Here is a 26991-nt window from a genome sequence, read left to right on the forward strand (position 1 = left end):
CCACCGAGGTACCCTGGGCGCGCGGGCTTCCAGCCCATAGTGGGGGCGGGTTTGACACCCGCCCCCACCATGGTGCTACTGATGCCCTGGGCGTGCGGGCTTCCAGCCCGCAGGTGAGCTGCACTGGCTGCGCACGGATCGGTTTGTACTACCGAGGTACCCTGGGCGTGCGGGCTTCCAGCCCGCAGGTGAGCTGCACTGGCTGTGTGCGGATCGGTTTGTACTACCGAGGTGCCCTGGGTGCGCGGGCTTCCAGCCCATAGTGGGGGCGGGTTTCAAACCCGCCCCCACCTGTGTGGTGTGCAATTAGAACCAGGCCTTCCCAATGCAGAGACGATCTGCTTCGGTGCACCAATGAGCGTCTGGGTCTCTCACCTCGCTGTTCACCGAACTTCTCTCGGCTCGGGTGAAAACGTTGAAAACATCCTCCTTCCATCGACAGTTGCCTTGATCTTGACATTTGTGTTATACTATCGCTAAATCCCAAACGCAACATATGTGTCTCGTCCTGAGATGACAGCGCTGATGGCGCTACAGTGATTTCCCCAGTGTTACATTGCCGTTCCGGCACTATCAGGTATACATCTACGAATTCGAGTACAAATTACAGGTCTCATCATCAAGAACAAAGTCTGCTTTGCCATGCTGTCATTCTTTCATCTGCAATCTCACCATCTGACAGATTAGGTTGAGGTACTCTTCACTTTCGATACGTTTATCTGTTTCTGAATGTTTCCAAGGAGAATGTGTCGTGATGACGGTTGCTGAACTTGAAACGAAGACGCTCGCGGATCTGCGCGAAATGGCGCGTAAACTTGACATTTCAGGGATTAGCTCGCTGAAAAAACGTGAGTTGATCGACAAACTCATCGAAGCTCAGAATGCGAAGCAGATGATGAACACCGCACCAACGGTTGCGGTTGTCGATCCTCCTCCTGTTGTCGAGAGTAATGCCGTCGATAGTACCATTGTCGAGCGCGGTGCTATCGAGTTTGGCACGATTTATAGCGACGGTATCCTGGATATTATGCCGGAGGGTTTTGGCTTTCTGCGCGGCAACCGGATGCTTCCCAGTCCTGAGGATGTGTACGTCTCGCAATCTCAAATTCGACGCTTCGCTCTCCGCAGCGGCGACCGGATTTGGGGGCAGATTCGTCCGCCAAAAGAGAATGAACGCTACTATTCGCTCCTGCGCGTCGAGAAAATTAATGAACAAGATCCGGAAACTGCCCGTAAACGTCCATTCTTCGATCAGCTTACACCAATCTTTCCTAACGAACAGATTAAGTTAGAAACCGAGCCAAACCTCTTGCACACACGCCTGGTTGACCTGATTGCTCCTATCGGACGTGGGCAACGTGGTCTCATCGTCTCGCCACCCAAGGCAGGGAAGACGATGCTGCTCAAGGCGATTGCTAACGGTATTACAACCAATTACCCCGATATTACGCTCATGGTTTTGCTCATCGGTGAACGGCCAGAAGAGGTGACCGATATGCGGCGTTCGGTACGCGGTGAGGTGATCTCTTCGACGTTTGATGAGCCGGTCGAGAACCACACAAAAGTTGCCGAAATGACGCTTGAACGTGCAAAGCGGCTGGTGGAAATTGGGCATGATGTGGTGATCTTGATGGACTCGATCACACGTCTGGCGCGCGCCTACAACGTCGCGATGCCGCCGAGTGGTCGTACTCTGTCTGGTGGTATTGATCCGATTGCGCTGTATCCGCCGAAGCGATTCTTCGGTGCTGCCCGGAACATCGAAAACGGTGGATCGTTAACGATTATCGCCACCTGTCTTATTGATACAGGATCGCGGATGGACGATGTGATCTACGAGGAATTCAAGGGCACCGGGAATATGGAGCTGCACCTTGATCGGAAACTGGCCGAAAAGCGCATTTTCCCCGCTATCGATATTCAGCGTTCTGGGACACGACGTGAGGACCTCTTGCTCAGCCCTGAAACGTTACGCCAGGTGTGGACGTTACGCCGCATGGTGAGTATGCTTGGTGAAAATGAGGGCACGGAGCTGATGCTGACTCGGATGGCGAAAACAAAATCGAACGCAGAGTTTTTGCAGACATTGAGTAAGAGCTGACCCAATGCAACTTTGCCCATACGCGATACGTACAGAATGGTGCAGGGATGTGCTAGCCCGTCAAGAAGGAGGTTTCTGATGAATTGTCCACAGTGTGGCGCTCCGGTAGCCCCTAACACTCGTTTTTGTACCAACTGCGGCGCACGGTTAATGCCGGCGTCATCAACACCGACGCCACCGCCACTGGTGCCGCCTTCTGGTACATCTGCCAGTATGGCTGATGTCTATGATAACCGCCCTGGCGAGCGGATCGACCTACCGGATCCACCGATTGTTGGCACCGGCGTTGGGGCAAGTGGCTTACGCTACAAAATTATTGGGACGACGATGCAGGCAGTGGTCCTCGAAGTCCCCGCTGGACAGACGGTCTTTTCTGAACGTGGTGGAATGAGCTGGATGAGTGCCAATGTGCAGATGCAAACCAACATGGAGGGTGGTCTGGGAGGCGCTTTCAAGCGCATGTTCTCCGGTGAGTCGATCTTTATGGTCAACTTCACTCCACAAGGTGGACCGGGGATCATCGGCTTCTCAGCCGAATTCCCGGGGAAAATTGTCCCGCTCAACCTGGGGCCTGGTCAGACGATGATTTGCCAGAAAGATGCCTTTATGTGCGCCGAACGTAGTGTATCGCTTGATATTCACTTCCGCCGCAAACTCGGCGCCGGGTTATTCGGTGGGGAAGGGTTTATCATGCAAAAGATTACCGGCCCAGGCCTCGCATTTGTTGAACTTGACGGTGAGATTGTTGAGTACACGCTCGAAGCTAACCAGATGCTGAAGGTCGATACCGGCCATGTGGCAATGTACGAACCAACGGTCAACTTTGATGTAGAGATAGTCCGTGGTTTCAAGAACATCCTCTTTGGCGGCGAGGGCCTGTTCCTGACTACTCTCCGTGGGCCGGGGCGGGTTTGGCTCCAGACGATGCCAGCAATGAATCTTGCCAAGAAACTGGCCCAGTATATGCCGTCTACAAGTGGTTCAAGTGGTGGAGGGGGGATTAATTTTGGCAATCTGTTCACGAATGATTAGCATAGGCCTGAATATTCCTTATACCGACAGTTGCCCACTGCTATTCCTCCCTTCCTCGCCCAAAATGGCCGAGGAAGGGAGTAGAGGTGAGAGGGTTTTTCAACATTTCTGGTATGTTTGATATGTCATGCCATCCCTATCTCTCACGCTCTCTTCGCTCCGAGACGTCCTCACTGTTGGCTGAGCGCTGCTGCATTGGATAACAACTTCGGTTAGAATATTGCTGTACAGTCATTGAGGAGTGTGGTACGCTACATACACAACAGGTACTATTTAGTACGGAAGACGGATAGGGGCTGTCTGGCGTGGGGGAAGTGTACGACAAAGGAGTGAGTTTATGAATCAGCGGCAACTGATGCAAATGGCCCAACAAATGCAGCGCCAGATGCAAAAGGTACAGGAAGAATTGGCGGCCACGATTGTTGAAGGAACTGCTGGTGGCGGTGCAGTGACGGTCAAAATGAACGGTCACCGTGAAGTGCAATCGATCACTATCTCACCTGAAGTTGTTGACCCCAACGATGTTGATATGTTGCAAGACCTCTTGCTCGTTGCGATCAATGATGCCTCACGGAAAGCTCAGCAACTGGCCGAAGAGCGAATGCAGCCACTAACTGGTGGTCTCAAGGGGCTATTCTAGGCCAATGTGGTATTCGGTGCGGAATACAGTGATGTCGGGGAATAACCCCTGGCATCAGTTTTATTCGCGTGGGAGCCTATGGTATGACTGCGCGTCCTGAACAATTGATAGCCCCACCGGTGGCGCGCCTGATCGAGGAGTTTGCCAAGCTACCCGGCATTGGCCCAAAAACTGCCTCGCGTCTTACCTTCTTTCTCTTGCGTGCCGAACCAAAGCAGGCTCAGGCTCTCGCGCAGGCCATCCTCGACGTGAAAGAACAGGTCGGCTACTGTCGGCGCTGTTTCAACATTACGGTGGGTGAGTTGTGCCCAATTTGTCTCGATCCATCACGTGATCAGACGAAAGTTTGTGTCGTTGAAGAACCGCTCGATGTCCTGGCCATCGAGCGCACCGGTGCGTACCGTGGGTTGTATCACGTGCTCCACGGCCACATTGCTCCGCTTGAAGGAATATACCGTGAGGATCTCAAGATCGATGAGTTGTTAACTCGTATTCGGAGTGAACCGATACAGGAAGTGATCCTCGCTACGAATCCCAATACTGAGGGTGAAGCAACTGCTTTTCTGCTGCTCCGTGATTTGGCGCCGCTGGGTGTGCGGGTAACGCGCCTGGCGCGCGGATTACCAACCGGGGGTGATCTCGAATGGGCTGACCCGGAGACTCTCGGTTCGGCATTTGAAGGACGGCGTGAGTTGTAGGGGGAGCCGAGCTATTTCTCATTCAGATAGGTATGAATGTGAATACCATTCTCAACGAAGCCATTGCCAGCGTGAAAGGGGCACAGTTTGCCGGTATTGTCGGCACCGATGGGTTGAGCGTGGCAATGGCTTATCATCCGAATGCCGCAGAACTCGATGTTGATGTTGAACTCGCTGAACTGGAATTGGCCGATCTAACCTCACGTGCCGCGGCAGCCGCTAATCGGATCGGCGCCGGTTATGTTCGTGATCTGGTGCTGGAAACCGATGCCATGCTTATGCTGGCAACGCAGATCATTCCCGGTTACTATGGCGTACTCGGCGTGTTAAGTGAAATTGCTAATTTGGGCAAGGCTCGCTTTGCGCTTCAGGCGATGGTAGAACGAGTGCGGGTTGAGTTATAACCTGCTGTTGGTTGCGCCAACCACGAGCTGCCCCGGCCATAAGACCATTTGCCGAAAGATGTGATCGAGCATCTTCTGCGGTGACTCGCATAGTCCACAATGAACTGCTGAAGGCTGGATCATGGTACTGCGTGTCGCTGTGAGCCAGCGGAATCGTTCGTAGAGCGGAAGTTCGCCAATCGGCCCGGCCTTGGCGCCACCAGTGCAGACGACCTCAAACGCATGTAATTGCTCACGCACCGGTACCAGATCGAGATCAGGCCAGAGTGCGGCAATGCGTGCCTCATCGAGGTGAATACGAATACCTAGAAACCGTTGTTGTCGGCAGAGCAGCACCACACCAATGTTGATCCGTTCACCTCGTTCGACCCGTGGTACCAGACGCAACAACGCATATTCAAAGGCGCTCGCGGGCATCGATAGCCTCCTGTACAAATGCACGTGGTGCAGTCAGCCGCAGACCGAGATATTCTACATAGGCCGCTCGATGAGCTTCGACGGAAGGGAAGCGGTGATCGACCAGCCATTCCTCAGGGACATTCGCCACAATGTTCCAGAGTAGCTCTGGCGTGATCCGGCTTGTCAGTTCGCGGTCGGCGGTTTCCAGCTCGGTAGCGATGGGTAACAAGACATGATCCCGAATCTGGCTGAAGGGGTTACGGGCACGCTGTTGATAATCTTGCCATGTGTAATGCATGTACAACGACGCACCGTGATCGATGAGAAAAAGCTGCCGATGCCACCAGAGCAGATTTGTATTGCGCGGTGTACGATCAACATTCGTGATAAACGCATCAAACCAGACAATGAGTGACGCAAGTCTCCTGTCGAGGGTGCGGGTTGCGACTGGATCGAACGCTAACGCACCGGGTAAGAAATCGACCGCCAGATTCAAGCCAGCACTAGCGGAAAGCAGGTCTTGTATCTCACGGTCGGGTTCGTTGCGGCCTAATGCCGGATCGATATCGATAAATACCAGTTCAGGGATCGGTAAGCCAAGCGCACGGGCCAGTTCACCACAAATCAGTTCAGCTACTAATACTTTTGGCCCCTGTCCGGCGCCGCGAAATTTTACCACGTACAGCCCATCATCGTCGGCTTCAACAATTGCTGGCAACGACCCTCCCTCGCGTAAAGGTGTAACGTAACGAGTGGCAGTTACTCTCCGTATCATCAGCGCTCCAGTTTGAAGATGTAGCCGGTTTGAGCCGGGATTTCGGTAAATGGTTGATAATCAACAATGACGCCATTATCAATTCTCAGTGGCGCTGCCGGTGCTGGTGGCGTGCCGAAGAGCGCAGTCAATTGGTAGGTTCCATTCGGCAGATCACTACTATCCAGCGTCAGTGAAAATGGCCCGGCAGGTGTCTTGTCAAAGTTGATCATCACTACTACTATATCATCACCGCTTCGTCGGATATAGGCAGCAATACCGGCGCCTTTAACGGTTAGTGGCCAGAAATCACCGGTTGCCAGGGCTGGGGTACCAACGTGGAGATGAATTAATTGCCGATACGTGTTCAGTAGCGAGTCTGGGTCTTGATCCTGTAGCATTACATTCTTTTCCGGATAGTCGCGTTGTGGAAGCTGCCAGGGAATACCAGCCGAAAACCCACCAAACTCCTCTTTCGTCCATTGCATCGGAGTACGGATACGTTCATCGGGTTTCACTCCCAGCATCCCAATCTCTTCACCGTAGTAGATGAAGGGTAAACCCGGCATGGTCAAGAGTGCCAATGCGGCAAGTTTCGCTTTTGCGAAGTCGTTGCCCAGCACCGACATTACCCGATTCTGGTCGTGATTGGTCAGGAATGGTGCCCAGCGTTGGTAAGGAAGTTTGGTGTAAGCCTCTTGCACTGCTTGCATGAATAGGCGCGCTAAACCCGTATTGGCCGCACCGCGGATTTGGTTGGCTACTTCAAACTCAAAATAGTAGTCAAGTTGATCGGGATAATACGGCGCCAGGGTGCGGGGATTCCCGTTGAAGACTTCACCAATTGTGAAGGTGCCCGGCAGTTCGCGCTCGAGAAAGCGGCGAAACGCACGCAGCCACTCAAATGTTTCAGCAGTGTCTTCCTGAAGCGTATGGTATTCGATCAAATGCTTAATGGCGTCAAGGCGGAAGCCAGCAACTCCCATTTCTTCAACCCAGAAGCGTGCAATCTTATATGCTTCCGCAGTTACGGCTGGATTCCGGTAGTTGAGATCAGGCATGCCACCCCAGAAAACGCCGTAGTAGTATTCATCACGAACGGGCGATTTATGCCAGACCACATTATTGCCAAACGGGCCGCGATAGCCAGGATCGATGGCCGACCAGAGATACCAGTCACGGTAGGGTGAATTCGGATCGCGTAACGCTTCCTGAAACCAGGGGTGCTGGGTGCTGGTATGGTTCAACACCAGATCAATAATAATCTTGATACCACGTCGTTCGGCTTCCGCTACCAGACGCTTGAAGTCATCATTAGTACCGTAGTCGTGTTCAACTGTGTAATAGTCGATGGTGTCATACCCATGGTAACTTGCAGCTTCGGCTACCGGCATCAACCAGATACAATTGATCCCTAGATCGGTGGTGGTAGTCGGGTCGCCATCGTTCAGATAATCCAGTTTGGCAATGATCCCGTTAATATCACCGATTCCGTCACCATCACTGTCGTAGAACGAACGCACGAAGATTTCATAGCAGACCGCACTATCCCACCAACCGGCTGCAAGAGGAAATGGTGTTGCCGTTGGGCCAGGGGTTATCCGCGGTGGTAATGTCGGCAATCGCGGATCACGGGTAGGCGTTGGTGGCCGGTTACTCGTTGGCGTGTTGACCGTGATCGGAGTGGGTGATGAGTCGGTTGATGGCGCTGCTGGCATCCCACACGCTACAAGCAAGATGATCATCAGCAGGGTACATACTGTTCGGTGCATAAGCAATCGTTTCATTGTGAATTAATCGTTATTATCTGCATTATAGCTGATGTTCTGCCGTTAGCAACTTCCTGGTTCAGGCAAAGAGCTGACGTAACTCTTCGGCAAAGCGGCGTGCACCACCTTGGGCTGGATGACGAACCACTGCATGGGGAATACCGAGACGGCAGAGGGCCTGATCAGCAATTCGACCCATCGCCACAACCGGGCAGGCAGAAAAGAGACTGCACACGCGCTCTAGGAAGGGTAACCCAAGCCTCAGTTCGTGCTGGCGTGGAGTACGATTGCTCTGTGGTTGACCTGGTTGATGTGGATGAAGTGGAAACGCATTCCAGCCAACGGCAAATAGCTTTAGCGCTGCTAACTCGCGATAGACAATCGTCGCAGTCGGTTCACGTGAAATTCGGCCATCAGTGGTTGCCAGGGCAAATCCCCGTTCAACCCCAAATTGATGTAGTGGTTCAATGCCGGACAGCAGAATCTGTTCACTGGTGAAAGGAACGCCGGTTCGTCGTGCACCGTTGTAACCGGGGGCTTCGCCGACCAATAGCAGATCGGGACCACGCTCCAGCGCCAGCGTCAGCGCCAGGGCCAGATTGTTCCGTCGAATGGCATTGCCGAGGGTTTGCAACGCATCAGCAGCATCCCAGGCATAGATATTGACCGTATCAGGTGGCGCCTCTAGCTCAGCCAGATCACTGATCAGTTCGTTAATCATCGATGGTGACATACTGTTTAACATCAGCTCATACGACTGCCAACAAACTGTAACTGTTTGGGATTATAGTGGATCTCGGAATAGAGGAGGTTCTACCATGACAACATTGTCTACGCTTTGGGAAATTGAGAGTCCACTGGGGCCGGTTGCTTTCCGAGTTTCAGGGCAAGGACGTCCAGTGATCTTCTTACACGGCTGGGGGGCTTCAAGTCGTTACTGGCAGGCCGCACCGGCATTTTTGCCCGACTACCGACTGATTGCGATCGATCTCCCCGGTTGTGGTGCTTCACCCGCACCGCTTGAACCGATAACTCTAACTTCGTATGCCAGAACTGTGTTAGCAGTAGCCGACGCACTCGGTATTGACCGGTTTGCGTTAGCCGGTCATTCACTGGGTGCCGCAGTCGCTCTGGCAACCAGCGGATTGGCACAAGAGCGAGTCGAGCGTCTCGTCTTAATCAGTTTCGGTTTTAGTGCCAACCTTTATGAAGAAAGCCTGGTCACCATTGCCGGTGCTCAGTGGCAGGTAGCTGCTGCTTGGTGGCGACCGTGGTTGCTCTGTTGGCGGCCATGGTGGGAAGTCACTCACGATTGGCGGAAAGTATTGTGGACGCTGCCACCGACACCAGAGTTACTGGCCCGCCCGATGGTACGACGCCCACTCGACAGTTCACTGCTGGCTCAGGGGATCGCCGATCTGGTCGTGATGGATCCACTGGTAGCTATCGAATCGGCTGCTATTATGGGCCATCCACAGCTTAAACGGGTACTACAGCGCCCCTTGCCGCCAGTCTTGCTCATCAGTGGACGTAATGATCCGGTCTTTCCACCGGCAAATGTGATGGCGCTTAGTCGTTACTTGCGCGATGTACAGGTAGTGTTCATTCCTGACTGTGGTCATGTGCCAATGGTCGAAGAACCGGCAATATGTTATCAAACAATCACACGCTTTCTCGATAGAGAAAACGATTATTTGTCGTAAGACGCTCCGTATTGTGAATAAGTATCGTTCTGGGCTAAGAAGCCCTCTCCTATAAAGGTAGTAAAAGTACAGCGGCATCTACGAAAAACAACACTCTATTCGATGACCTGATACACATGAGTGGCTGTCTAAACCGCACCCGTTAAAGAAGGTGTAAGATTCCTGTCACAGCTTGCTTGTGTATGCTATAATGGCAGCGCAATGCGCGAAGCCGACCGGCTTCGTTGAACAGGAAGGTTGCCTTCTATGCAGCGTGGTGCGTTACTCTTTCTACTGATCGGACTTATTGTCATTATCGGTGGATTGGCGGCTTTTTTGATCTTGCGTGGTAGTGAAACTGCTGTCACTACCTCCCAAACGCCTGAGGTTCCGCCCCCTCCTACCCAGGTACCCTTTGTTCCTGTTGTGCAGGCGCGTGTTGATCTTGAAGCAAACACCTTGCTCAATGATCCAACAGTGCTCGAAGTCGCTGAAGTACAGATTACCGAGTTTGATGAAGCGCAGGAGTTCAGTAAGATTAATGATGTGGTCGGCAAATTATTGATTAATCCGGTTCCTGCTGGTCAGCCGATCAGGCGTGCTGATCTGCGTGATCCCGGTCTGGCACAACGTATCCCAACCCCCGAACCCGGCCAGCCGCGAGTAAAGGCGTATCCGCTCTTTGTGAATAATCTGTCCGGTGTCGCCGACCAGATTGGAGTAAATGATTTTGTTGATGTCGTGGCTACGTTTTCGGTTGAGCGTCAGATTGTTCGCCCCGGCCCGCGACAGGTAATCAACGTGAATGATAACGATCAAATTATACGTGAGTTTGAATTTGGAGAGACACAGACCTTCTTCACGACCAAGACGATCATTCAACGTGCACAGGTATTGCAGATCGTGCGACCGGCAGTACCAACTGCATCTGCCGAAGGGGCAGGTACCAGCCCGACCGAAACGATCCCACCGCCGCAATCGTCAAGCCTGCCGCAGGTTGATGCTTCCGGACAGCCTATCACCGGTGGTCAGGTGGTTGAGGGTGGGGCAGGCGGTGTCAGTACATTGACAGAAGGATTTTGGATGGTCGTGTTAGGGCTGACCGACCAGGAAATCGAGTTAATGGAGTTCGCCCTGCAATCTAATGCCCGGATCGTCTTGGCGCTCCGTGGTGCTAATGATACTGCGATAGAGGAGACCACAGGTGTAACCCTTGATCTCCTGGTCCGCGAGTTTGGGGTTCCTCTGCCCCGTCCATTACCGCCACGGGTATACAGCGAGGACGAAGTTTTCCGACCGACGCCCTAGCCTATTCCATGGAAGGCAGCTATGAGGTACAATACTAACGTACCGTATAGTCTACACAATGCTTGCTCGTATTCGTGATGCTCACGTCCGTTACTAACGAGGCAAACTGAGGAGTTATCGCAATGAGTGAAGGTGACAAGATTCGAGTCATGATCGTTGATGACATCGTCGATACTCGCGATCAACTCGAAAAACTGCTCTTCTTTGAAAAGGATATTGAAGTCGTTGCCAAAGCCAGCAACGGACGTGAAGCGATTGCTCTTGCGCGTCAGCATCGCCCACAAGTTATTTTGATGGACATCAACATGCCTGATATGGATGGGATTGCTGCGACGGAAGCGATCCTGACCCAAGACCCGACCATTCAGGTGATCATTATGAGTGTCCAGGGTGAAACCGATTACATTCGGCGGGCGATGCTGGCAGGAGCGCGCGAGTTTCTCATTAAACCGATCAGCGCCGATGATCTCTATCGCTCGATCCGTCATGTCGCACGTCTGGCAGCAACCCGTCCGGTGGTGCCGGTTATGGGGATGAGCGGTCAGACGGCGAGCGGACCGTCTGGTGTTGATGGAGAAATCTTTGCCGTATTTAGCCCGAAAGGCGGTGTTGGTGTTTCGTCAATCGCGGCGAACCTGGCGGTAGCTATTCGTCAACAGACAAACAAGAAGGTGGCGCTGGTCGATGGGAATGTTCTCTTTGGTGACCTGAGCGTGCTCCTGAATCTGCGGCCGGATAAAACGATCCTTGATCTGGCCTCGCGTATCGAAGGACTTGATCGCGATCTCTTGAACGATGTGATGGCGACTCATCCGACGCAAATTCGTGTTCTCCTGGCTCCTCCTGATCCACAGCGCGGTGAACTGGTTACCGCCGACCAGATTCGCACGATTCTCGAAGCTTTGCGTCAGGAGTTTCATTACGTCATTGTTGATACGCCGGCATCGTTTCAAGATCGCTCATTAGCTGCGCTTGATTTGGCTCAGCGGGTGATTACCCTCATGACCCTCGAAATGCACTGTATCCGGAATGTCAAGCTCTTCCTCGAAGTGGCTGATCTTCTCGGGTATCCTGCCGATAAAGTGATGCTGGTGCTGAATAAAGCAACAAACCGTACCGGTATTCGCGCTGAAGATGTCGAGAAGCATCTCCAGCGGAAGCTGGCGTTGCAGATCGGTGATGCTGCTCAGGAAATGACGCTGGCTATTAATCAGGGTACACCCCTGATACTGGCAAAACCTAACCATCAGGTGTCGAAAGACATTATGAACCTGGCTCGTGAGTTGGTGGCTAAGTCGAATAAAGAGGCAGCAACGAGCAAAGAAGCTACGAAATCGCGTAATCTGTTCAGTGGTTTGATCCCCCGCCGTTAAGTGGTTGCGTCCATAACCGACGGTTGCTCTACAAAGGGAGGTTAACGCAATGTCATTGCTAAAGCGAATTGGAGGAGGCGTTCCGACGCCTGCCGAACCGACTCTGTCGCGAGCGCCGATTCGGCCAGAGACAACCGGTCGACTGCCGTCGGTTGGGGTTCCCAGTACTGGTACTGATGAGACGTTTCGCGAACTTCGCTCGCGAGTGCAGGATCGCTTGATTAATGAACTAAACCCCCAGATCGATTTGAGTAACCCGGCAAAAGTGCGTAAACAGGTCGAAGAGATCTTTAACGCCATTCTTGATAGCGAAAGTATTGTTCTGTCGCGCAGTGAACGCCAGCGACTCTTTGAAAGTATTGCCGCCGACATCATCGGTCTTGGTCCAATTGAACCACTTTTGGCCGATGATGAGGTTAGTGAAATTATGGTCAACGGCCCAAAGCAAGTCTACGTCGAAAAGAAAGGGAAGTTGATCAAAACTGATATTACGTTTACCGATGATGAGCACGTCATGCGGATCATTGACCGGATTGTGGCCCCATTAGGGCGGCGCGTCGATGAATCATCGCCGATGGTTGATGCGCGCTTGAAAGACGGTTCGCGGGTAAACGTTGTCATTCGACCGCTGGCGCTTAATGGGCCGACGATCACTATTCGTAAGTTCCGCAAAGACAAGTTGACCGTCCAGGATCTGGTTCGATTCGGTTCTATGTCGCAAGACATGGCCGATTTTCTGGCTGCTTGTGTCCAGGCTCGTTTGAACATTGTCGTCGCTGGTGGAACTGGATCGGGGAAAACGACGTTGCTCAATGTGCTTTCGTCATTCATTCCTGAAGATGAGCGAATTATTACGGTCGAGAACGCAGCCGAATTGCAACTACGTCAGGATCACGTCGTAACGCTCGAATCACGGCCACCGAACGTAGAGGGCAAGGGTGAAGTGACCATTCGTGATCTGGTCATTAACTGTCTGCGTATGCGTCCTGAACGTATTATCGTTGGTGAGTGTCGCGGTGGTGAGACTCTTGATATGTTGCAGGCGATGAACACGGGTCACGATGGTTCAATGACAACTATTCACGCCAATACGCCACGCGACGCAGTGAGCCGAATCGAAACAATGTGTCTCATGGCGGGCATGGATTTGCCGGCCCGTGCGATTCGTGAGCAGATTGCCTCGGCGATCCATGTGTTCGTGCAGCAGTCGCGTTTGAAGGATGGTTCACGGAAGGTTACTCAGATTACCGAAGTTGCCGGTATGGAAGGCGATGTGGTCGTGTTGCAAGACATCTTCGTCTTCGAGCAAACCGGAATTGATGAAAAAGGGAAGATCGTTGGTCAGTTGCGACCAACCGGTGTACGACCACGTTTTCTCGAGAAATTCGAGGCCCTCAATATCTTTCTACCGCCGACCATCTTTGGTTCGTCGGAACGTTTCAGCTTCTAATACTCCCGACGATTGTCGGCGTGAGAAGGAGGCATCACCGTTATGGAACGCTTGCTCGCACCGGATATGTTGCCAGTTACACTCGCTGGTCTAGGGGTGCTTCTAATCCTGCTGATAGGTGCAGTCGTGCTGTTGATGCGTCAATCGGCAACGGCTGATGTTTCCCAGCGGCTCGAGACATATACCGGTGGTGGTCGCGTGCAAGAACGTGCGAATGAGCCAATTGCTCGTCAGGCTATTGAGCGCATCGACTCGGTTGTGTCGCGGAGTAAGCAGGGCAGTTCGATCAAGCAAGAATTGGCGCGTGCTGATTTGAAGCTGACGGTCGCCGAGTTTATTGGGTTAAAACTTGGTGCTGCACTGCTTGGGGTAGTCTTTGGCTTTATTCTCGGTCGAGCTTCGCCTGCTGCTCAGATAGCCGCTGCAATCATTGGTGCGGTTGTTTTCTCATTTATACCTAACATCTATGTGAACATCCGGGCGGCGCAACGGTTGAAAGCGTTTAACAACCAACTAGGTGACGTGATCACCATGATGGCGAATGCACTCCGCGGCGGTTACAGCTTCTTGCAAACCCTCGATATGGTTGCGCGTGAAGCTCCAGAACCGGCGGCGACCGAATTTCGCCGTGTTGTCCAGGAAGTAGGGCTGGGTCGCTCGACTGAAGAAGCGCTGCAAAACTTGTTGCGGAGGGTACCCTCTGATGACCTTGACCTTCTGATCACTGCGGTCAGCATCCAGATGGAAGTAGGAGGTAATCTGGCGCAGATTCTTGATACTATTGGTCATACTATTCGCGAACGAGTACGTATTAAGGGTGAAATTTCAACCTTAACCGCACAGGGACGTATCTCTTCGTGGATTATTACTGGATTACCGATCGGTCTCGCGATGTTCATTACCGTGGTAAATCCCTCCTATATGGCACCCCTCTTCACCTTTGGCTTTCCACCTGAGGCCTGGTGTTGTATGCCGGTGACATCCCTCTTTATGATTGCGCTTGGTTATTTTGCGATTCAGAAGATTATTGATATTGAAGTGTGAGGTGCTGCGATGTCTGTGATTGATATAACTATCGTGGCCCTGATTTTGGTAGTAGGTATGGGGCTGATCATCTTTGCCGTCAGGCAAATGAACCAGTCGAAGGCGATCAGTGAACGGCTTGATCAATATACCGATGTCTCGCTCTCTCTCGAAGAGTTGGAGTTACAGCAACCGTTCAGTGAACGGGTGTTAAAGCCACTCTTTCGTTCACTGTTAACCACGCTGGGACGGTTTGGCCTGAAACAGAATCAAGAACGCTTGCGGGTGAACCTTCAGTTGGCCGGTAATCCCGGTAACATCACACCCAATATGTTCATCGGTCTGCGGATGGCGCTGGCGATTTCATTGTTGGTCGTCGTTGGCCTGTTGGTTATCGGGCGGCTGCCGTTTATGCAGGCATTGATGGGAACGTTGATTGCAGCAATGATCGGTTATATTCTGCCTGGTATCTGGCTCGACCGCAAGATCAAAGAACGGAAGAAGAATATTCTCAAGGCGCTGCCTGATGCGCTTGATCTGCTCTGTATCAGTGTTGAAGCAGGTCTAGCATTCGATCTGGCTCTCCAGCGGGTTGCCCAAAAGTGGGATAATGAGCTGTCACGTGAGTTTCAGCGCGTGCTTCAGGATATTCGTCTCGGACGTACCCGCCGTGAAGCGTTACGCGATCTGGTAACCCGCACTGGCGTCGAGGATGTGCAAACCTTCGTATCGGCAGTCATTCAAGCTGATCAATTAGGTGTGTCGATGTCGAAGATTCTGCGTATCCAGTCAGATCAGTTGCGCGTGCGCCGTCGCCAGCGGGCTGAGGAGGCAGCTCAGAAAGCGCCGGTGAAGATGCTGATACCGATGGTATTCTTGATCTTCCCAGCCCTGTTTGTTGTTATTCTGGGTCCGGCTGTGCCAAGGATTATGCAGGCACTTGGTGTTATGAATAGTAATATGGGGAACTAATAGCGGTATGGTTCAAGTTGTTAATCAGACGCGACGCGCCATCCTTGCCCGCAAGTGCGAGGTGGCGCGTTCGTTTGTGGCCCGTGGTCGTGGTCTGTTAGGGCGCGAGTCATTGCCGGTTGATGGTGGATTGCTGATTGAACCATGCAGTAGCATTCATATGCTCTTTATGCGCTTCGCTATTGATGCGATCTTCGTAGATCGGCATGGGAAGGTTGTGGCGCTTTATCCAAATCTGCCACCCTGGCGTCTCTATGCCGGCCATCGTCAGGCTCGTTATGTGCTTGAATTGCCAGTTGGGGTGATTGCTGCGACGCAAACAACGATCGGTGATCAGATTGTTGTGCAACCGATAGGATAACGTGGCAAGAAGGTCGTTCAATCGGCGTTTTCTGTTGAGTCAGGGTAGAGAAAGTAAAAGGTAACTGAATGAGGAGAATAACCGACGGGAAGGGTTTTACCCTGTCGTGCTCTAATCTTGCTCTTCCGCAAGCGAGTGTTTGAGCATTCTCTACTCTGTAAGGGTGTGGAAGTTTCTACCCCCAGTGGAATGATGGGAGAGGGGTTCTGCTCGCTCTCGGCAGAATGCGGGCTGGTGGCTCGCCTTCCAGATAATAAAGAGCGTTTTTCAGGTGTTCTTTGCGGTGCTTAGTGTGAGGCGAGAAGATCAAGTTCTCGAACGAAGGTTTTGCATCAAGGTTTATCCCTGCGGTTCAGTATGCTGTGGTAGCATTGTAAGTTCTGTATGACAGTGTTTGATACTGTTTTGTCGCGGATTGGGTTGCGCTGGTTGGTTCTCATTCTCCTGCTGGCTTTTTCTACCCTCTACGGTGTAACGTTAACGAACGTGCATACCTTCGATGCACTTTCGTACATTCTCGATGTTGACCGGAAACCGTGGTCAGAGTTGTTTCATCCACATCACCTGTTATATGGCCCCTTGGGTGCAGTAATTCGGGCACTGGCAACCGTTATCGGATGGCATGGTAGTGTTGCTGTATGGCTTCAGGTTATCAATGCGATTGCCGGTGCGATCGGGGTGACAGTGCTTTTTGTTCTTTGCAGGTCAGTCACTCGGTCAACTGGCGCCGCATTGATAGCGAGTATCAGTATGGGTTTCAGCTATGCCTACTGGTACTACGCCGTCGAAGTTGAAGTGTATACCCTTGCAGTGGTGGCACTGATCGCCGGACTCTGGCTGATGTTCAGAATTGTGCAAACCCCAACGTGGCAACTATCGGCGTGGTTAGGTCTGGTTCATGGTTTTGCCGTTCTAGGCCATCAAACGAATGTCTTATTTGCAGTACCTGCTCTGCTGACGATTGGCCTGAGCGCAAAGACACAACGGCTTCGTTACCAGCTTGGGGTTGCTTATGTGCTACCGCTGGTGGCGGTGGTCGGTAGTGCGTATCTCTGGGTTGCCTTTGGGGTAAGTGGGATGCGGAGTTGGTCCGAGGTGTGGATATGGCTGACCGGATATGCTCAGACCGGTTTTTGGGGTGGCGCTATCGATAAGGCTAAGTTGATCGGATTGCTGAAGGGCTGGCGTGAGACGCTAGCACTCCAAGGAGGGGCATTTATTGGCATAAGCGGGATAGTGCTCTTGCTGGCTGGTCGCAGCGCATTTTCGCGCCTGCCTCATCCGTTGTTGATCGGGGTCTTAAGCTGGTTGATAGTGTACGGTCTGTTCTTTCTCTGGTGGGAACCTGACAACATCGAATTCTGGATTGCCAGTCTGCCACCGTTGGTACTCTTGTTCAGTGCGGTATTGACGATACAGTGGATTTATCGGGCGGGTCTTGTGCTGGTGATAGCCATGTTGGCACTTAACTTGCCAACGATTATCGAACGGGGTGATGCTCATCGTGATTGGCAACGGCGAATTGCCGAGGCGGTAGCGGCGCTGACTCAAACTGGCGATCTGATTATCGTGCCCGACGGTGTGCTCGAACTGTATCTACCTTATTACTGGGGGCACGAAAATGTCTACGGTCTCAATCAAGCGATGACTGCCAGTAGTGGTGATTGGTCGGCAGCCTGTGCGCGCATTCAGCAGCGGATTGAAACTACCCTTACTGCGGGCTATGCCGTCTTGATTGCCGACGAGGCACAACGACCACTGCCGGCGCCACCCGATCAGCCCCCAACACCTGCCGAGCGTTTCGGGCTAACTGCGGAGACGGTAGCTGCGTGCTATGCGCCGATTCAGTCGATGTTGCAGATAGCCCCGTTACCGGCCGATCTACCGGTTTACCGGTTTATTCCACGTGCCAATGTATTAGCCGGCGGCGAAGGATGGGATTTTCGTCGGGGGCATTGGGGGTGGCGCGCTGAGCAGGTAGAAGCAGAGCGTATAACGCCTTCGGGCTGGCATATCATTCCGGGAATTGATCCCAGGTTGATTAGCCCGCCGTTGCTTCTCTCGTCTGCTGATATTGTTGCGGTAGAGGTACGGTTGGCGGCAACAACAGATGTGCATGATGCGCAAATATTCTTTCTCGATCTGAATGGCCAGGCGCGTGAAGAACACTCAATCTCGTTTACCCTCATGCCGGGTACAGATATGACCACCTACCGTCTCCCGTTCAATAGCATAGCTGAACAGATGGAAAAGATTGGTGGTATCCGCTTTGATCCGGTTAGTGTAGGAGATGGGGGCACGGTGATCGTTGAGTCGATTCGTCTGATTTACCGCTGATCCGAGCCGGTGCTGCGGAGCACGCCTGGTGGCCCTCACCTTCCCCCCAGCCCCCTTCCTCTCCCACGCTGCGGGAGCGGAAGGGGGAGGATGAGTGGAGCAGGGGCGATCCTGCGCCTGCGTCTTTCAACGATACCGAGGCTACAACCCAGATCACCCCTCTCCCGCAGTGCGGGAGAGGGGTCGGGGGTGAGGGCGGCCCTCACCTTCCCCCCGGCCCCCTTCCTCTCCCACGCTGCGGGAGCGGAAGGGGGAGGGTGGCGGTGCTTACCTTCGTGCTGGCTCCGTTCCGCTTTCACACGGGGAGCGGAAGGGGGAGGGTGGCGGTGCTCACCTTCGTGCTGGCTCCGTTCCGCTTTCACACGGGGAGCGGAAGGGGGAGGGTGGTGGCCCTCACCTTCCCCCCAGCCCCCTTCCTCTCCCACGCTGCGGGAGCGGAAGGGGGAGGGTGGCGGTGCTTACCTTTGTGCTGGCTCCGTTCCGCTTTCACACGGGGAGCGGAAGGGGGGGAGGGTGGCGGTGCTTACCTTCGTGCTGGCTCCGTTCCGCTTTCACACGGGGAGCGGAAGGGGGAGAATGGAGCGGGAGCGAAAGCATGTTGGAATACCTCACGCGATGGTTGCACAGGTATCGTGTTTCATGCTTCAGCGAAACGACACAGAATACATCAGGGCAGGTACCACTTTGGTTATTCGTTAGCTTCTTCATCTGATTGTTGACGGCGGGCGATCACCGCTGCGTAGATTGCTTCGATAGCAATCGCCGCTCGTTCCCACGAAAGTTCTGCTACTGCTCTTGCCCGTGCACCAGCCGCACGTTCGGCTGCCAGCTCGCGATTCGTTAGCGCTAATTCCAGTTGGGCTGCAAAATCGGCTACACTACCGAGTTTGGCGTAAAAACCGTATGGCCCCAGAATTTCGCGGTTCACCGGTGTATCGAAGGCAACAGTAGGTAAACCCATCGCCATATAGTTGCCGATTTTACCATTACCCTCGGTTAAACTCATCTTCGGGGCGACGGCAACCTCACCGAGTGCCAGGTAACTGTGGAGATCACGGTACATAATCCGACCGGGAAGTGTAACGTGATCGGCAATTCCCAAACTGGCAGCCAGATTGCGGTAACTTTGTGGATCGGGGTGACCCATGATCAAGAAATGGAGGTCAGGATACCGCTGACACAGATGCCGGGCCACTTCGAGCAGCAGATTGGTGCCCTGATAAGGGGCCAGCAAGCCAATATAGACCACGATCCGCCGATCTGACGGAATACCGAGCTGAGCGCGCAACTCAGCGCGTTGGGCTGTCCATTCGGGTGAACCATCGAAGGGGCGAAACCGCTCGGTATCGACACCGTCGGCAATGGTGAAGAGGCGATCTTCCGCAACCGATCCATCACGACGGAGAAGATTGGCTGCGTTGTGAGTCGATGTCATTACCGCATCGGCGGTACGGTTCAGCATGCGTTCCAGACGGGTCAGAGGGACGAACAGCGGATTGCTGCGCCGAATGAAGCCATGGTCGAGCATCTCGCTGGTCATACTGCCCTGGTAATCGAGGATCAATGGCCGACGCAGCAGGCGTTGGAGTGGAAGCCCAATAGCAGCCGCCTCGTGAGTGTGAGCGTGAATAACATCTGGGTGCATCTGGAGAGCGGTGCGTAATACACGCCATCCCAAGCCAATATCGAGATAGAGTTTATGGCGTGATGATCCAACAACGGCGCGCTTGATCCAGGGAACGTCCCACGAACGGTAAATGGTGATCCCCGGAATATCATCACCATTATGGTACGTCACCAGTACAATACGATGACCACGGCGTTGTAGGGCACGGATCTCTTCTAAAATACGCACATGATTACCGTAGTCGGAAAAGAAACTCGTCGAGGCGATCATCAAAATGTTGTATGGCATAGCGGTACAGGGCATTAGCCACGTGTGCGTGTGGTGTTCATTGCAGGAACACCAATGCGACGCTGCACGACCAGGTGCAGCGGTGGCCCAGCCGATGGTTGAGCACCGGCTAGAATAGCTTCATAGTGCAAATCGGGATCGGGTAAATCGAGGTGAGCAATCCATTCGTCGGGTAAGGTATCGGGATCAAACGTTAAATGAACGATACCCCGTTCACCGTAGAAGGTGGTTTCAACCGCTTCAAACCGTTCTTCAAGAACAATTGCTCCTTCATACAGGCCACGCGCCCAACTCACACCATTCCCGCCCACCTCGATCCAGACACTGCGCGTTTGTAAGCGGCTGGCCAGTCCTTTGGCTAGTGTACGGTCGGCGAAGTAGCGGGGGTCTTCCCAAATTGCTACCCATCCCTGCGCCGATGGTGCAACGAAGAAATGGCGGTAGGGTTTATCAGGTATCATGATAATGCCGCTTATCTCGTGCGGGGCGCGCTCAACGGCAATGAACCCCTGCTCGATGAGCAGTCTGTGCAGCGCCTCTGCAACGATAGCGTGATTAGTGTGAGCAACATAAATGGCAGCGCTATTGTTCATCATCGGCGCTATTGTAGTTCAGTCAGCGTTCTTATGCAAATGGAGTACTGTGATGAATCTGGCCGATTTACGTAAGGAGTACACGCAACGCGGTTTATCGGAAGCTGACGCCGATCCAGATCCAATTGTGCAGTTTATGCGCTGGTTCGACGAAGCGGTAGCAGCAGGTTTAATTGAGCCGAATGCCATGACTCTGGCGACAATCGATCCTGATGGACGCCCCTCGGCCCGTATGGTCTTGTTAAAGGGGGTAGATGAACGTGGTTTCGTTTTTTTTACGAATTACGAGAGTCGGAAGGGACAAGCAATGGCCGTTCATCCTGCGGTAGCTCTCGTCTTTTACTGGCCTGAACTTGAACGGCAGGTGCGGATAGAGGGGTATGCAGAAAAAGTCAGTGATGAAGAGGCCGATGCCTATTACGCCACTCGGCCACGTGACAGTCGTATCGGAGCGTGGGCTTCGCCACAGAGCAGGCCAATTGCTGATCGGGCCGAACTGGAACAGCGGGTGGCCGAAATAGCCGCTCGTTTTGCCGATCAAGACCCGCCACGGCCGCCGTTTTGGGGTGGTTACCGCGTGATTCCAGATCGGATTGAGTTCTGGCAGGGAAGACCTTCGCGCTTGCATGATCGACTCTGCTACACTCGTCATGATGATGGTTGGCAGCGCGAACGACTCGCACCGTAATGAAGTGGTAAGAGTTCGTGAGGGTTCCTGAAGCGTTTCCACTGGCGTAGCGTTTCGTGTTGTAACGGCTTTCTCGCTGCGAACGAACAACGACACGAGTGATAAACGCCATCTAGCAACTCACGTCCTCCCCGCTCTTCTGGTGGGCGCGGAAGAGGATTGGGACGAAGGTGAGAGGGTTGGTGCTACTGCGACGTGCGCTGCTTTCCACATGATCCCATCAGTTAGCATGTCACAAGTAGGGGCAGGGGTAGAACCTGCCCCACCGAGACAGTGAGCGGTTCGTGTTCCGAGGCGCGGCACAGCAGGGAGGAATAGCCCTTACAAGACGCTGACGGACGAAATCGGTGCACCGACGAGGGGCATGGTGTCAGACCACTGGCAGAACAGAACGTTACCTCTTCTGTGCTCGTTGTTCTTTTCTCTTTTCACCACTGCGAGAGGGGAAAATGTTGAAACGGTGCGTGGTTCTTGCTGAACGTTGCCCCATCAGCGACTATCGTTTATAATGTCAACAACGATTACCCGAACGATTGGGTCGTCTCCCGGCCTCGTTAACGTCTTTTGATATAAGCAGGTGGCCGGTTATGTGGAGGAGGATCGCGCGCATGTTTGGTACAAACCGCAAGCCCGCTCAAACGCCGACGATTGTTAATGGGCGGACAGAAACGGTCATCGGTGCCAATACCCGGTTTATTGGCAACTTGAATGCCGAAGGGAATGTTCGCATCGATGGCGCGGTGGAAGGCGATATTGAGGTCGTTGGCAATCTGATTATCGGCGAGACGGGGCGGGTTATTGCCACGATTAAAGCGCGGAATGTTCATGTATCGGGTGCGGTGAAAGGACAAATTACGGCGCTCGAACAGTTGGAAATCTCACCGACCGGTAAGGTGTGGGGTGATATTACGACGGCTGCGCTGCATATCGAGCCAGGTGGCCTCTTCCGTGGTCAGAGTTCAATGACGACCAATATTGAAGAGCCGTTATTACTTGAGCCACCACGTCCAGCCGCAGAATCGTGATCATTGCATCGCGTAGGGCGATGGGTACTTGCACAAGTTGCTACATCACTACTTGATGCAAGTACATATTCTTATGCGTCGTTACCGTTCATCACCAAAACCCTCATATTCATTCACTGCCTGGCGACGGATCTGGGCCACATTTCGTGGCCGGATGCGACGCTGGTTAAAGACAACTTTTCCCGGTGGTAGTCGCACGCTGGCTTCACTGGCGATCATGGGAGTCTTGCTGGTGATGATCGGGAGCATTACCGTTACGCTGGTTAATCAGATTATCATTGCTCGTGCGCTTGAACGCGAATTGGCGACTGCGCAGGTAGAGATGCAGGCATTGCAGGCCACGATGCAGGCCTTAACGGCGCAACTTGAATATGAGCAGTCGGATGCCGCAACCGAAGCGTGGGCTCGTAATCTTGGCCTGGTACGAGAAGGCGACATTGTCATCGTCCCTGAACGAGTGCCAACGCCAGTACCATCACTAACATCGCCAGTTGTACCGACACCTGCGCCGCTTCCATCGCCAGCACCTAACTGGCAGCGCTGGTGGCAAGCGTTTTTTCCCTAATCTGGCTCTATATCAGTGTCTTGTCTTACCGGTTTGCGGTGGACTATAGTTATTCCCCGCGGTTGTCATTCACCATCTGAGAGCCTGATTGAAAACCTGGGCTTTCTCATTGAGCATGTACCGTGACGTACTATACTCGTGCGATCATTGTGTGAGGGGTTGACAGCATTCTTTCGCTCCAGCTACCCCACGTTCCCTCTGTCTCTCCCCGCGTAGGAGTGGAAGAGGGCGAGGGGGATGGTAAGGAAGCACCAATTTCCCCCTTCCGCTCCCCAGGTAGGAGAGGAAGGAGGTAAGCGGGGAGGTGAGGGGCGCCAGGCATGTTCCCAGGCGTGCTCCACAGCACAGGCGCTAAAACCGTTGAAACCCTGTTTAGATTGAGGAAACGCCTGGGTTGCCCGCCAACGTTTGCAGATACTATTGTCGAGTCTCATCAAAAGTCCAGGTTTTTGATCACGCTTTTAGATAACCTTACTGCATCGCCCGGGCTAGCTTTTCAAGCTGATTCAGCAGAACAATTTCAAGAACAGCTATTTGTGAACTATGGGCGAGGGCGATAGCTTGCCAGATAAGTTGACGGGCTGCGGTAATGTTGTGGCGGTTGAAGTGTAGAACTGCCTGAGTACGTAATCCAAGCACTTGACTATACCGATCACCGATTGACCGGGCCATGTGCAAAGCTTGCTGTAGTCGGTGATCGATACCATCGTATTGCCCAAGCATTATCATCGTATAATACAGACCGATCTGAGAGCGATTTTCGATGATCTGGTCATTGACCATTCGTGCCAGTCGTATTGCCTGCTGGAAGCGCTTTTGTGCTCGTTGGAAATTATCGGACTCAATGAGTATCCAACCTTGCAATTCATAACTTTGGGCAGAGAGACTTTCCATCGCTATCAGATCGATGAGCATCGGTTGTGGTGATGTGTGGCGGGGTACCGTTTTACCGATCCGGTTTATACGGTGAAGCGTTGCCATTGCCTGCTTGTATCGACCCTGGAGGGCCAAATATTGGGCGTTGACGAGCCAGAGACCGGCTTGCAAAAGGCGACCGGCACGTGCATCATTCTGGCTTAAGCGGTCGATTTGCCTCTGAGTGGAGATACGTTGCGTGGCGAAGTGATCGAACTGACCGCTAACGAGCATATGATGGAGATACAGCACCGAAGCCAGAGCATGCAAAACCGGCTGTTCTTGTTCGGGCAAGATGCCCTTAAACAGGTGGAAATCTTCTGCCTGATGTAGATGATCACCAATCCGATCATTAAGGATGATACGCAAAACGAGAAGTTCGGCGCGCCGAGAAGAGGTATAGTTCGGCGCAATTCCCTTTTCAATGTAGTGCAGCGCTGTTTGAAAGAGTGAACGTTGGACGCAGATCAATGCCGCTTGCCAGCAGTGTTCGACAGCGTTGGCCCACATTTCGGCGCGTAAGCTGTGGTGAATCATAACGTCGTATACGGCCAACGGTGCTTTCATCTGAGTGAGTTCGTTCTGATACTTTGTCAGATACCAGGTATGGGCTGCCTGATGCAAATCGCGACGTTGGGTGAAGAGCAGGCTGTGGTAAGCGGCCTCGTGTGCGATACCGAAGATAAACCGATAGATCGGCTCTGGTTCGTTCATCTCGAGTTCGATCAACTGGTCGCGAACCAATGCGGCAATATCTTGATGCAATTCATCTTCAGTAAGGTGAGCGGGGTGAATATGCTGTAACAAGCGCAGCGGGAAGCTCCGGCCAATGACAGCGGCTATCTTCAACGTGAGGCGGGTGCGTTCACCCATTTGATCGATTCGCGCCTGTACGATCCCCAATGCCTGGCTTGAGAGTTGTAGCGATGGGATGGGTTCATGTAAGCGGGCAGTATCTTGTTCAATGGTGATCAGACGTTTTTGCAATAATATATGCACATATTCTTTGATAAAGAATGGTTGTCCGGCAGCGTACCGTTCGAGGTATTGGAGCAGGGGCGTATCGATCTCCTTCACACCGATTAACTGACGAATGAGATGGATGCGTTCAGCCGCAGGCAATCGCTCAAGCAGATGATGGGTTGTAAACGGCTGCCGACGTATGCTCTCGATGATGGGGGTTACGTGATTGGCGAGTGGACGGTACGATACGACGATCAACAGCGGTAAGTGAGGGAGCACTGCTTCAATGATCGCGTTCAGGAGTTGCAGCGACGCTGGATCGGCCCAATGAATATCCTCTAATATGATCAAGAGGGGTTCTCGCTTTAGACGATTGATCAGTAGCTCAATCACAAGAGGGCTAATATCAGTTGAGCGTCTTGCGTGCACAAATCCGTCAATGTTAAGAAGGTGCGCCAGCGTTGCGATGTGGTTGGGGAGAGCTGAGGATAATTCGGTTGCCATCTGCTGTAACCGTTCATATCGAGCCTGCAATGGAGTGCTATCATCAATGCCACACAACTCACCGAGAATGAACCGCCACGGATGCAGCGGCTGCTCTTGCATCCCGCTTTGACACTCGCCTCGGAAGCTATGATACCGACGCTCAAGCCATTTGATGCTCAGATGATGAATCAGGCTCGATTTCCCAATCCCAGCTTCACCCTCGATAAGTAAGACCTGACCCTGGCGCGGAGCATTGGCGATAAGCCGATCTATCATCTGACGTTCCTGTTCGCGCCCGATCAGCTCAGTGTACGCGGCCAGCGATGCCTGTAATGCTTGCTGAGTAGCAAGAGTTGGCTCACTGAGAACAAGCGCTGTGGGAATGGGTTGATTGTAACCCTTGATCGGCACGAATTGCGGCTGAGTGGTGCGATACCGGCCCATAATATCTTGCCGTACCCTTCCAGAGACTACAATCGCGCCGGTTGGGGCTTGATCCATCAACAGGGCAGCCAGATTCATTTCTTCACCCTGCGCAGTGTACACTCGTCGCAGACGCCCCCCAACTTCACCGACGAAAAGAGTGCCCACAGTAATTCCTGCCTTGCGAATTACGCCGCGATTACGGAGTTCTATCGCACAACCAACCGCCCGGCTGGTGTCATCGCCATGAGCAACCGGTGCCCCAAACAAGAAGACCATAACCGCACCTTTGCTCCCCAGCTCGATCTCGTTGAGCCACCCTCCCCAGCGCATCGTGATGGCTTGTGCTTGGGTAACCAAGGCTTGCAGGTCAACCGGATATTCTGGTAAATCAAAGGCTGCGAACACCGGAACACATCGCCGATATTCAGCAACCAGAGTGTTGAGTTGGAGACGCCGAGCGAAACTCGGCGGGAGAAAATGTTCCCACCGCAGGATAGGGGCTTCTGAAGGGTAGTAATCGATGGTCGGAGTTGGCTGCGTATTGATCAGTAAGAACTGCACCTGCCCCGGATTGGCCTGTTGCTCGGCCAGACTGGCGGCATTGATCGGTGAACCGATCAATATCGGGTGGATACCTTGATTGGGTATCCCTACCAGGGTCAGATATACTGTCCCGACACTGATCCCTACCCGAAGTTCGAGCGTGAAAGGTCCTTCGGGAGTTGAGATAGGATTGAGGGTTGTTAGTGCATTATGGAGGACATAACCACAGCGCATCGCCAGCGCGGGATCGGTGATGTCTGGCCACCATGCGGTCAAAGCATCGCCAGCAATGTGGATGACGTCGCCGCCATTGGCAGTAATCGTAGCGATGATGACCTCGAAATAGCGGTTTAGAATATTGTGTAATTGCTCGGCTCCGTCGGGAAGTGTGGCAAATAATGCGGTGAGACGAGTGAACCCTTTCAGATCAGTGTGGAGGATGGTTGCCTGATACGTCTGAACCTGTCCTGCCCGTAATGCTCCAGCATCAAGTGCATCGCGTAAGGTGACAGGGACGTAAGGTCGGAATAACTGGTTAAGTGTTTGTTGTTCCATGTGCTGGCAATAAG

The 26991-nt window shown here is 53.1% G+C and carries 24 protein-coding genes; 17 read left to right on the forward strand and 7 right to left on the reverse strand.

Translation table 11 applies throughout. The annotated features are described in order from the left end of the window. The 6 genes from JE47_RS22095 to JE47_RS0104825 all read left to right on the forward strand — a co-directional run. Window positions 1–263: hypothetical protein (locus JE47_RS22095; RefSeq protein ID WP_236631134.1), on the forward strand; the 263-nt coding region annotated here is incomplete at its 5' end. Window positions 264–754: 491 nt separating this feature from the next. Further along, window positions 755–2101, forward strand: coding sequence for a transcription termination factor Rho (rho, locus tag JE47_RS0104805; protein ID WP_031458658.1), 1347 nt, complete (start codon window positions 755–757; stop codon window positions 2099–2101). 78 nt (window positions 2102–2179) lie between these two features. Next, on the forward strand, window positions 2180–3133 hold the full coding sequence (locus JE47_RS0104810) for a TIGR00266 family protein (protein WP_031458659.1): 954 nt from the start codon (window positions 2180–2182) through the stop codon (window positions 3131–3133). Window positions 3134–3470: 337 nt separating this feature from the next. After that, window positions 3471–3773: a YbaB/EbfC family nucleoid-associated protein gene (locus JE47_RS0104815; RefSeq protein ID WP_031458660.1), complete on the forward strand. Its 303-nt coding sequence runs from the start codon at window positions 3471–3473 to the stop codon at window positions 3771–3773. An 83-nt stretch (window positions 3774–3856) separates the two neighbouring features. After that, entirely contained in the window at window positions 3857–4471 is a 615-nt protein-coding gene (gene recR / locus JE47_RS0104820) for a recombination mediator RecR (RefSeq protein WP_031458661.1), read from the forward strand. Window positions 4472–4503: 32 nt separating this feature from the next. After that, a complete protein-coding gene (locus tag JE47_RS0104825; protein WP_028457011.1) occupies window positions 4504–4875 on the forward strand; it encodes a roadblock/LC7 domain-containing protein in 372 nt (123 codons plus the stop codon). On the opposite strand, the gene JE47_RS0104830 is transcribed toward JE47_RS0104825, so the two are convergent. From JE47_RS0104830 to JE47_RS0104845, 4 genes are all read right to left on the reverse strand, one after another. Continuing rightward, window positions 4870–5292, reverse strand: coding sequence for a DUF3037 domain-containing protein (locus tag JE47_RS0104830; protein ID WP_031458662.1), 423 nt, complete (start codon window positions 5290–5292; stop codon window positions 4870–4872). The genes JE47_RS0104825 and JE47_RS0104830 overlap by 6 nt on opposite strands. Beyond that, the gene (locus JE47_RS0104835) at window positions 5273–6049 is read right to left on the reverse strand and encodes a HipA family kinase (RefSeq protein ID WP_031458663.1); all 777 of its coding nucleotides are present in this window, start codon (window positions 6047–6049) and stop codon (window positions 5273–5275) included. The genes JE47_RS0104830 and JE47_RS0104835 overlap by 20 nt, the downstream gene beginning before the upstream one ends. Beyond that, window positions 6049–7800, reverse strand: coding sequence for an alpha-amylase family glycosyl hydrolase (locus JE47_RS0104840; RefSeq protein ID WP_031458664.1), 1752 nt, complete (start codon window positions 7798–7800; stop codon window positions 6049–6051). The genes JE47_RS0104835 and JE47_RS0104840 overlap by 1 nt, the downstream gene beginning before the upstream one ends. Window positions 7801–7876: 76 nt before the next feature. Then, window positions 7877–8530 carry a uracil-DNA glycosylase gene (locus JE47_RS0104845; RefSeq protein WP_031458665.1) on the reverse strand — a complete coding sequence of 218 codons (654 nt, stop codon included), beginning with the start codon at window positions 8528–8530 and terminating at the stop codon, window positions 7877–7879. An 85-nt stretch (window positions 8531–8615) separates the two neighbouring features. Here JE47_RS0104845 and JE47_RS0104850 point away from each other — a divergent pair, with 85 nt between their 5' ends. The 8 genes from JE47_RS0104850 to JE47_RS0104885 all read left to right on the forward strand — a co-directional run bounded on the left by JE47_RS0104850 (window position 8616) and on the right by JE47_RS0104885 (window position 18303). After that, the gene (locus JE47_RS0104850; RefSeq protein WP_031458666.1) at window positions 8616–9500 is read left to right on the forward strand and encodes an alpha/beta fold hydrolase; all 885 of its coding nucleotides are present in this window, start codon (window positions 8616–8618) and stop codon (window positions 9498–9500) included. Between the two features lie 246 nt (window positions 9501–9746). After that, complete coding sequence (gene cpaB, locus JE47_RS0104855; protein ID WP_031458667.1) at window positions 9747–10787, forward strand: Flp pilus assembly protein CpaB; 1041 nt, start codon at window positions 9747–9749, stop codon at window positions 10785–10787. A 122-nt stretch (window positions 10788–10909) separates the two neighbouring features. Continuing rightward, complete coding sequence (locus tag JE47_RS0104860; RefSeq protein ID WP_031458668.1) at window positions 10910–12160, forward strand: AAA family ATPase; 1251 nt, start codon at window positions 10910–10912, stop codon at window positions 12158–12160. A gap of 49 nt (window positions 12161–12209) precedes the next feature. Beyond that, the gene (locus tag JE47_RS0104865) at window positions 12210–13610 is read left to right on the forward strand and encodes a CpaF family protein (protein WP_031458669.1); all 1401 of its coding nucleotides are present in this window, start codon (window positions 12210–12212) and stop codon (window positions 13608–13610) included. 42 nt (window positions 13611–13652) lie between these two features. Continuing rightward, window positions 13653–14654 carry a type II secretion system F family protein gene (locus JE47_RS0104870; RefSeq protein WP_031458670.1) on the forward strand — a complete coding sequence of 334 codons (1002 nt, stop codon included), beginning with the start codon at window positions 13653–13655 and terminating at the stop codon, window positions 14652–14654. Between the two features lie 9 nt (window positions 14655–14663). Then, complete coding sequence (locus tag JE47_RS0104875; protein ID WP_031458671.1) at window positions 14664–15605, forward strand: type II secretion system F family protein; 942 nt, start codon at window positions 14664–14666, stop codon at window positions 15603–15605. A gap of 7 nt (window positions 15606–15612) precedes the next feature. Beyond that, window positions 15613–15966, forward strand: coding sequence for a DUF192 domain-containing protein (locus tag JE47_RS0104880; RefSeq protein ID WP_031458672.1), 354 nt, complete (start codon window positions 15613–15615; stop codon window positions 15964–15966). Between the two features lie 384 nt (window positions 15967–16350). Then, complete coding sequence (locus JE47_RS0104885) at window positions 16351–18303, forward strand: glycosyltransferase family 39 protein (protein WP_031458673.1); 1953 nt, start codon at window positions 16351–16353, stop codon at window positions 18301–18303. A gap of 688 nt (window positions 18304–18991) precedes the next feature. Here the strand turns inward: JE47_RS0104885 and JE47_RS0104890 are convergent. Together JE47_RS0104890 and JE47_RS0104895 are read right to left on the reverse strand one after the other, a co-directional pair. Continuing rightward, window positions 18992–20218: a glycosyltransferase family 4 protein gene (locus JE47_RS0104890; RefSeq protein WP_031458674.1), complete on the reverse strand. Its 1227-nt coding sequence runs from the start codon at window positions 20216–20218 to the stop codon at window positions 18992–18994. 14 nt (window positions 20219–20232) lie between these two features. Further along, on the reverse strand, window positions 20233–20814 hold the full coding sequence (locus tag JE47_RS0104895; RefSeq protein ID WP_035419019.1) for a hypothetical protein: 582 nt from the start codon (window positions 20812–20814) through the stop codon (window positions 20233–20235). A 49-nt stretch (window positions 20815–20863) separates the two neighbouring features. On the opposite strand from JE47_RS0104895, the gene pdxH reads away from it, so the two are divergent. From pdxH to JE47_RS0104910, 3 genes are all read left to right on the forward strand, one after another. Continuing rightward, window positions 20864–21499: a pyridoxamine 5'-phosphate oxidase gene (gene pdxH / locus JE47_RS0104900; protein WP_031458676.1), complete on the forward strand. Its 636-nt coding sequence runs from the start codon at window positions 20864–20866 to the stop codon at window positions 21497–21499. A 608-nt stretch (window positions 21500–22107) separates the two neighbouring features. Further along, the gene (locus tag JE47_RS0104905; RefSeq protein ID WP_031458677.1) at window positions 22108–22524 is read left to right on the forward strand and encodes a bactofilin family protein; all 417 of its coding nucleotides are present in this window, start codon (window positions 22108–22110) and stop codon (window positions 22522–22524) included. 73 nt (window positions 22525–22597) lie between these two features. Then, a complete protein-coding gene (locus JE47_RS0104910; protein ID WP_035419022.1) occupies window positions 22598–23089 on the forward strand; it encodes a septum formation initiator family protein in 492 nt (163 codons plus the stop codon). A 471-nt stretch (window positions 23090–23560) separates the two neighbouring features. On the opposite strand, the gene JE47_RS0104915 is transcribed toward JE47_RS0104910, so the two are convergent. Beyond that, on the reverse strand, window positions 23561–26977 hold the full coding sequence (locus JE47_RS0104915; protein WP_031458679.1) for an adenylate/guanylate cyclase domain-containing protein: 3417 nt from the start codon (window positions 26975–26977) through the stop codon (window positions 23561–23563). Window positions 26978–26991: the final 14 nt, after the last annotated feature.

Source organism: Chloroflexus sp. MS-G (assembly GCF_000735195.1).
GTDB lineage: Bacteria > Chloroflexota > Chloroflexia > Chloroflexales > Chloroflexaceae > Chloroflexus.

What these genes read in the sequence shown, in the direction of transcription:
- rho (WP_031458658.1), top strand. Translation starts at nt 755, where the DNA reads ATGACGGTTGCTGAACTTGAAACGAAGACGCTCGCGGATCTGCGCGAA.
- JE47_RS0104905 (WP_031458677.1), top strand. Translation starts at nt 22,108, where the DNA reads ATGTTTGGTACAAACCGCAAGCCCGCTCAAACGCCGACGATTGTTAAT.
- JE47_RS0104860 (WP_031458668.1), top strand. Translation starts at nt 10,910, where the DNA reads ATGAGTGAAGGTGACAAGATTCGAGTCATGATCGTTGATGACATCGTC.
- cpaB (WP_031458667.1), top strand. Translation starts at nt 9,747, where the DNA reads ATGCAGCGTGGTGCGTTACTCTTTCTACTGATCGGACTTATTGTCATT.
- JE47_RS0104835 (WP_031458663.1), bottom strand. Translation starts at nt 6,049, where the DNA reads ATGATACGGAGAGTAACTGCCACTCGTTACGTTACACCTTTACGCGAG.
- JE47_RS0104850 (WP_031458666.1), top strand. Translation starts at nt 8,616, where the DNA reads ATGACAACATTGTCTACGCTTTGGGAAATTGAGAGTCCACTGGGGCCG.
- JE47_RS0104810 (WP_031458659.1), top strand. Translation starts at nt 2,180, where the DNA reads ATGAATTGTCCACAGTGTGGCGCTCCGGTAGCCCCTAACACTCGTTTT.
- JE47_RS0104825 (WP_028457011.1), top strand. Translation starts at nt 4,504, where the DNA reads ATGAATGTGAATACCATTCTCAACGAAGCCATTGCCAGCGTGAAAGGG.
- JE47_RS0104880 (WP_031458672.1), top strand. Translation starts at nt 15,613, where the DNA reads ATGGTTCAAGTTGTTAATCAGACGCGACGCGCCATCCTTGCCCGCAAG.
- JE47_RS0104845 (WP_031458665.1), bottom strand. Translation starts at nt 8,530, where the DNA reads ATGTCACCATCGATGATTAACGAACTGATCAGTGATCTGGCTGAGCTA.
- recR (WP_031458661.1), top strand. Translation starts at nt 3,857, where the DNA reads ATGACTGCGCGTCCTGAACAATTGATAGCCCCACCGGTGGCGCGCCTG.
- JE47_RS0104815 (WP_031458660.1), top strand. Translation starts at nt 3,471, where the DNA reads ATGAATCAGCGGCAACTGATGCAAATGGCCCAACAAATGCAGCGCCAG.
- JE47_RS0104915 (WP_031458679.1), bottom strand. Translation starts at nt 26,977, where the DNA reads ATGGAACAACAAACACTTAACCAGTTATTCCGACCTTACGTCCCTGTC.
- JE47_RS0104830 (WP_031458662.1), bottom strand. Translation starts at nt 5,292, where the DNA reads ATGCCCGCGAGCGCCTTTGAATATGCGTTGTTGCGTCTGGTACCACGG.
- pdxH (WP_031458676.1), top strand. Translation starts at nt 20,864, where the DNA reads ATGAATCTGGCCGATTTACGTAAGGAGTACACGCAACGCGGTTTATCG.
- JE47_RS0104875 (WP_031458671.1), top strand. Translation starts at nt 14,664, where the DNA reads ATGTCTGTGATTGATATAACTATCGTGGCCCTGATTTTGGTAGTAGGT.
- JE47_RS0104840 (WP_031458664.1), bottom strand. Translation starts at nt 7,800, where the DNA reads ATGCACCGAACAGTATGTACCCTGCTGATGATCATCTTGCTTGTAGCG.
- JE47_RS0104910 (WP_035419022.1), top strand. Translation starts at nt 22,598, where the DNA reads ATGCGTCGTTACCGTTCATCACCAAAACCCTCATATTCATTCACTGCC.
- JE47_RS0104885 (WP_031458673.1), top strand. Translation starts at nt 16,351, where the DNA reads ATGACAGTGTTTGATACTGTTTTGTCGCGGATTGGGTTGCGCTGGTTG.
- JE47_RS0104890 (WP_031458674.1), bottom strand. Translation starts at nt 20,218, where the DNA reads ATGCCATACAACATTTTGATGATCGCCTCGACGAGTTTCTTTTCCGAC.
- JE47_RS0104895 (WP_035419019.1), bottom strand. Translation starts at nt 20,814, where the DNA reads ATGATGAACAATAGCGCTGCCATTTATGTTGCTCACACTAATCACGCT.
- JE47_RS0104865 (WP_031458669.1), top strand. Translation starts at nt 12,210, where the DNA reads ATGTCATTGCTAAAGCGAATTGGAGGAGGCGTTCCGACGCCTGCCGAA.
- JE47_RS0104870 (WP_031458670.1), top strand. Translation starts at nt 13,653, where the DNA reads ATGGAACGCTTGCTCGCACCGGATATGTTGCCAGTTACACTCGCTGGT.